Annotated in this window: 1 protein-coding gene; it reads right to left on the bottom strand. The window is 49.4% G+C overall.

Features of this window, described 5'->3' with window-relative positions:
- A partial coding sequence (locus ACTHUR_RS15620; protein WP_440399554.1) for a DEAD/DEAH box helicase occupies nt 1-618 on the bottom strand: 618 nt, incomplete at both ends.

Raw genomic sequence — 618 nt, 5'->3', positions numbered from 1 at the left:
CTCGGCAATATCCAGGCCGCGTGCGGCAACGTCAGTGGCAACCAAAACGCGTAATGAACCTTCTTTAAAGGCGTTGAGGGTTTCCAGTCGGCTTTGTTGGGATTTGTCGCCGTGGATGGATTGCGCGGCAATGTTGCGACGGACGAGGTCGCGGGTAACTTGATCGACGCTTTGTTTGGTTTTGCAGAATACAATGACTTGATTCATATGCAAATCAACAATCAGACGTTCGAGCAGGTTGCGTTTTTTGAGTGTATCAACGGCAATGATGTGTTGCTCGACATTGGCGTTGGTGGTGTTTTGCGCAGCCACTTCAACCATTTCAGGCGTGTGCATAAAATCTTGCGCAAGCTTACGGATAGGCGGTGAGAAAGTGGCGGAGAAAAGCAGGGTTTGTCGCTGTTTGGGCAACATCTGCATGATTTTGCGGATATCGTCGATGAAACCCATATCAAGCATACGGTCGGCTTCGTCGAGTACGACGATTTCGACTTTGTTTAAATTGATGTTTTTTTGCTTGACGTGGTCAAGCAGTCGGCCAACTGTGGCAACAACGATTTCACAACCGGCGCGCAAGTCGGCAGTTTGTTTGTCCATATTGACACCGCCGAAGAGGAC

The organism is Neisseria sp. P0021.S007, from assembly GCF_051956855.1.
This window is presented reverse-complemented; position numbering and strand designations above follow the sequence as displayed.